Consider the following 5415-nt stretch of genomic DNA (forward strand, 5'->3'; position numbering starts at 1 on the left):
CGTCGTGCTCGATCACGGTGCGCACCCGGGTCAGCTCGCCACTGCCCACGACCAGGTGATCGGGCGTCGTGGCGTGACCGAGATGTCGGTACGACGCCTCGGCGGCGACGGCCGCGAAGGACAGCGACACCAGGGCGACGACCAGGGGCACCCAGAGCGGGACATCGACCCAGATCATGGCCCCCAGCGGGATCGCGGTGGCCAGCAAGGACCCCCACAGGTGTCGAATCCAGGTGCGACGCCGTGCGGCCGGGCCGTGCTCGACGAGTGGCACCGACATCGGCGCCGGTGTCTCGAGCACGTCGGAGCCCACGGACCGGGCCACGGTCGTGGGGCACGGGGGCAGGATCGCGGTCACACCGCCGGAGCCGACGCCGGTGGCCAACGTCGACAGCTCGGCGCCGCCGACCAGACGAAGCAGCACTGGCTCCTTCATCTGGACACCGCGGACGCGCTGCTCCTCGACGGTGATCGACCTCGTCGTGAAGAGGCCGGCGGTCAGATGCAGTGAGCCGGCTTCGCGCGTCAACCGCATGTTCCACCACTGGACGATGTAGCCGGTCACGGCGACCATCACCCAGCTCGTGAGCCCGCCGATGACGAGTCCGCCGATGACGAGCGCGAGCGCGAACCGGTGCACCCAGGTCCACGCGGACGCGGCCGTGTCCGCCACCGGAAGCTGGTCGCCGAACTGCGACAGCGCGCCCACGGCCGCGGCGACCACGACGAGCCGCGCAAGGCTGAACGGCGCGAACCTGAGCCAGGCCCAGTCGATCTCCGCGAGCACGCGCGCGGCCTGTGGAGCCTCGTGCGCGCCGCCGAACGGCTCGTCGCCGCCGGCGGGCGTCGAAGCCTCCGGCGCGGTGGGCGTCGCCGCTGGCGAGCGTCTGGACAGGAGGGACGACCGCAGTCCCGCCGCGTCGGCAGCCGTGACCGAGTCGAGCGTGATCCGGTCGTCGTCCACGCCGGTACCGATCTGGACCTTGGTCAGGCCGACGACCCTGTGCAGCAACGACGCCTCGAGGTCGACGCTGCGGACGCGGTCGAGCGGGGCGGTCTTCGTCTTCTTGTTCAGCAGCCCGCTGCGGATCTGGAACTGCGTGTCGGTCGTCCGGTAGTACGTGGTGAGCCATGGGAGCACCCCGAAGGCCACGGCACCGACCACCACGAGCGGCACGGCCCACCAGGGCATGCCGCCGCCCCCCGAGCTGATGCCGACGAGCGCGACGGCGGCGGGAAAGGCGAACTGGCCCACCACCTTGACCGGGTCGATCAACAGGTTGCGCGGCGACAGTCGCTGCCAGCCCACCTCGGACGGAACGGTCGGGAGGGGAGGCCGCTGCTCGGTCACGTGGCGTCGCCCTCGCTGGCGCCGGTGATCTCGGTGAGCTCCTGCACGAGCTGTCGAGCGACCTCACGGTCGAGGCAGTCGATGGTGATCGGTCCTGCCGCCGACGCGGTGGTGACGGTCAGTGAGGCCAGCTTGAACACCCGCATCAGTGCGCCCTGGGTCGAGTCCACCGTCTGCACGCGACTCAGCGGGGCGACGCGGCTGTCGATGCTCAGCCAGCCGGAGCGGGTGTGGATGGCCGCCGGGGTGATCTCCCATCGGTGGATGCCGTAGCGCAATGGGGGCATCACCAGCAAGTGCACAAGGGGTCCGACGAGCGCCGCCACCAAGATCACGGTCGTCCACCACGGCCGGTCGGGGGCATCGAACACGGCGGGCAGAGCGAAGACGTAGACCGCGACGGCGATGACCCACTCCACGGCGGCGCCGATCAGGGCGCTCACCCGCCAATAGGTCACGGCGCGCGGCGAGACCTGGTGGGCTGGCTCGCGCAGGGCTACGGAATCGGTCGCCTGGCTCATGCGGTGAGCCTACGAGGCGCCTCAGTCCGCGATGGTCCAGGTGCTGTCGGCGGTCGGACCCAGGACGGTCCGGAGCTCGCGGGTGTACGTCGCAAAGCCCGTCGCCGCGTCGAGCGCGTGCGTCTCGGTGGCACCCCCACCGTCCCGGTCCACCAGCACCAGGTCGGCCCGGCCGTCCCCGTTGTCGTCGGCGGCCGTCGCGACCCAGGTCGAGCCGAGCGCGGGGGCCACGGTGTTGGTCTGGGCGAGCCAGGACATGAACTCCGTCCGGGCGTCGAGCACGTGCACCGCGGTCTGCTCGCCGGCCTGGGTGTCGACGAGGTAGAGGTCGTCACGCCCGTCGAAGTCGTAGTCGCCGGCGGTGATCCGCCAGCGGTCCCGGGGCAGCGAGGGCGCCGGGAGATCCACGTCGGCCAGCCGGGTCTGGAAGCCCGTGCTGGCGTCCAGCACGGTCAGGTGGGCCCGTCCGTTGGACCCGTTGGACACGAGGTAGAGGTCGTCGCGCCCGTCTCCGTCGACGTCGCCGGCCAGGAATCGGGTCCGGCCCAGTCCGCCGCGACGATCGACGATGGTGGCGTGACTGAGGGATGAGTGGAGCAGGTCCCCGCCGTCGAGCACCTGGACCTGCGCGGTGTTGCGGCCCGCCATCCGGATCGCGTAGACGTCCTGCGCCCGGTCTCCGTCGTAGTCGCCGCCCGTGAACCTCCACCCGCGCCCGGCCAGGGGCAGCGGAGTCAGGTTCGAGTAGGCGGCGTACCCCGAGACCGCGCTCAGGACGTGGGCCTCGACGCCGGTCTCGGTCGTCCGAATCGCGGTCAGGTCGGCCGGGACGGCCGCGGGGGCTCGGCCGACGACCTCGACGGTGACGTCGTCGACGTACATCGAGGGCGAGGTCGACGTCTTGCCGCAGGTCGGCTGCTCCTCGTCGGGGCAGTTGCGCTTGTTCTGCAGACGCAGGTGCTCGGCGGTGACCGGGGCGTGCGTGGTGGACCAGGTCTCCTCGCCGTCGACGAAGAAGCGGGTCGGTGTGGTCGTCTCGGCGGCCGGGTCCTGGCCGGGGCCCTGGTAGGTGAACTCGACTGCATAGGTGTGCCAGGCGTCCATGTCCCGGGGATAGCGGCCGCCGGCGCACTTCACGTCGCCGATCGGTGGGGCATAGCGCCAGTAGTAGGCGACCTGCACCCGGCTGCACTGGTTCTGGTCGCCCCAGCTCTCGACGACGTCGATCTCGCCGGCACGCTGCAGGTCGTTGGTGCGCAGCCAGAAGGACGTGTGCACCCCGGTCTCGCTCGGCATCTTCAAGGTGGCGCTGGCGCGGTAGGTCGTCCCGGGTTCGAAGGGCACCTCGGTGTTGTACTGCAGGTGTGCCTCGGGTCGCAGCTCGAGCGCGGTGCGGCCGTCCACGGTGGTCTGGGTGACCTTGTCGGCGCTCGACGTCTCGAGGTGGGTCCAGCGATCGGCGTACGGCGCATCGAACCCGTCGGCAAGCACCGGGCTCGCCGCAGTCACGGCCACGCCGCCGGTGACCGGCAGCGTCGGGACCTCGAGGGCCGGAACGCCGGCGACGGTCGAGGGCAGCAGGGAGACGAGCACGAGCAGCTCTTGGAGCCAGGAAGGCATGAGTCCTTGGGAGGTCGGAGCGGGTGAGACTGATCTTCAGGGGGACATCTCGAGTGAACAAGGCGATGCCAACTCTGTGCAAGTCGCGAGCCCGCGGCCCGGCGGCCGGCGAATCGCCCACCCCACTTGCTCGGCCGTAGACTCCCGGCCCGTGGCTCTCACCATCGGTATCGTCGGACTCCCCAATGCGGGCAAGTCGACCCTGTTCAACGCCCTGACCAACAACGACGTGCTTGCCGCGAACTATCCGTTCGCGACGATCGAGCCCAACGTCGGCGTCGTCGGTGTCCCCGACGACCGGCTGGCCAAGCTCGCCGAGGTGTTCGGCTCGGCGAAGCTGCTGCCCGCGACCGTCGAGTTCGTCGACATCGCAGGCATCGTCCGGGGCGCCTCGGAGGGCGAGGGGCTGGGCAACAAGTTCCTCTCGCACATCCGCGAGTCGGCCGCGATCTGCCAGGTCACCCGCGTCTTCCGCGACGAGGACGTCACCCACGTCGACGGTGAGGTCAATCCCGCCTCCGACATCGGCACCATCGCCACCGAGCTGATCCTGGCCGACATCCAGACCGTGGAGAAGGCGATCCCGCGGCTGGAGAAGGAGGTCCGCGGCGACAAGTCGAAGGTTGCGGTCCTCGATGCTGCGCGTACGGCGCTGACTGCCCTCGAGGGCGGAACGCCGGTCATCGACACTGCGATCGACCGCGAGCTGCTCCGCGAGCTCTCGCTGCTGACGGCCAAGCCGTTCATCTTCGTCTTCAACTGCGACGCCGACGAGCTCGCCGACGAGGACCTGCTCTCAAGGATGAGAGCCCTGGTGGCGCCCGCCGAGGCGATCTTCCTCGACGCGAAGTTCGAGTCCGAGCTCGTGGAGCTCGGCTCCGACGAGGAGGCGCACGAGATGCTGGCCGAGATGGGCATCACCGAATCCGGGCTCGACCAGCTCGCCCGGGTCGGCTTCGACACCCTCGGGCTTCAGACCTACCTGACTGCCGGGCCCAAGGAGACGCGGGCCTGGACGATCCGCAAGGGCGCCGCCGCGCCCGAGGCGGCCGGTGTCATCCACACCGACTTCCAGAAGGGCTTCATCAAGGCCGAGATCGTCTCCTTCGATGACCTGATGGCCGCCGGCACCATGCAGAAGGCCAAGGAGGCCGGCAAGGTGCGCATCGAGGGCAAGGACTACGTCATGGCCGACGGCGACGTCGTGGAGTTCCGCTTCAACGTGTGAATCGGCGCGTTTGTGCAGGTCAGGGTGGGTGTAGGTGTCGTCAGTCCGCACAGAGTCCGCAAGAATCTGGGGCCCTTACCTCGACTCGGTGCTCGGGCGGTGTGTCGGTCCGGTCGCCTACACTGGATCCCATGACCGCGAACCGCGACGAGCTCATCCACCTGATCGAGGGCTTGCCTGACGATCAGGTCGAGGTCGTGCTGGCGGAGGTCCGCCGACTGACCACGAAGAAGCCGAAGAGCACCTGGCCACCCAAGTTCGTCGGCATGCTCAAGGACGGACCCGTCGCTGGGTCGTCACCCGAGTACGTCGACGCGGTGCTGTCGCGAGGCTTCGGCAGCGAACGCGCGTAGTGATCGTCTGCGACACCGGGCCGATCGTGGCCCTCTCGAACCATCGGGACGAGCATCACTTCGCGGCAAACAACCTCTTCCGCGACCTGCACATGGCAGGGGAGACGCTGCTGTTGCCACCGACCGTCCTGGCAGAGGGCCATCGTCCCGGTACTGGGTTCCCCAAGAAGTCTGAGTTCCCGTCAGGTTGGTCAGACGACAGGATCATGCACGAGATCTCGGACGTGGCGACCGACCCATCACTAGTCTGGCGACCCGGTGATCGGGCGGGTGACTTCTTCGTCAGCGGCACTCGGAGTGGCATCGACGTTGAAGTCCTGATCCGCAACAACCAGATCTGGA

The 5415-nt window shown here is 69.3% G+C and carries 6 protein-coding genes; 3 read left to right on the top strand and 3 right to left on the bottom strand.

The annotated features are described in order from the left end of the window. The 3 genes from RMO85_RS15710 to RMO85_RS15720 all read right to left on the bottom strand — a co-directional run. Window positions 1–1351 (bottom strand): PH domain-containing protein (locus RMO85_RS15710; RefSeq protein ID WP_310529661.1); only part of this gene is annotated, 1351 nt, incomplete at its 3' end. Then, complete coding sequence (locus RMO85_RS15715) at window positions 1348–1872, bottom strand: PH domain-containing protein (RefSeq protein WP_310529662.1); 525 nt, start codon at window positions 1870–1872, stop codon at window positions 1348–1350. The genes RMO85_RS15715 and RMO85_RS15710, both read right to left, overlap by 4 nt. A gap of 21 nt (window positions 1873–1893) precedes the next feature. Next, a complete protein-coding gene (locus RMO85_RS15720; protein ID WP_310529663.1) occupies window positions 1894–3492 on the bottom strand; it encodes an FG-GAP-like repeat-containing protein in 1599 nt (532 codons plus the stop codon). Window positions 3493–3643: 151 nt separating this feature from the next. Here RMO85_RS15720 and ychF point away from each other — a divergent pair, with 151 nt between their 5' ends. The 3 genes from ychF to RMO85_RS15735 all read left to right on the top strand — a co-directional run. Next, window positions 3644–4720, top strand: coding sequence for a redox-regulated ATPase YchF (ychF, locus tag RMO85_RS15725; RefSeq protein WP_310529664.1), 1077 nt, complete (start codon window positions 3644–3646; stop codon window positions 4718–4720). Between the two features lie 131 nt (window positions 4721–4851). Next, complete coding sequence (locus RMO85_RS15730) at window positions 4852–5073, top strand: hypothetical protein (RefSeq protein WP_310529665.1); 222 nt, start codon at window positions 4852–4854, stop codon at window positions 5071–5073. Next, window positions 5073–5415, top strand: a 343-nt coding sequence (locus RMO85_RS15735; protein ID WP_310529666.1) for an EndoU domain-containing protein, incomplete at its 3' end; no start/stop codon positions are given. The genes RMO85_RS15730 and RMO85_RS15735, both read left to right, overlap by 1 nt.

Origin of the sequence: Nocardioides sp., from assembly GCF_031422975.1 — a bacterium.
In the GTDB taxonomy this organism is placed as follows: domain Bacteria; phylum Actinomycetota; class Actinomycetes; order Propionibacteriales; family Nocardioidaceae; genus Nocardioides.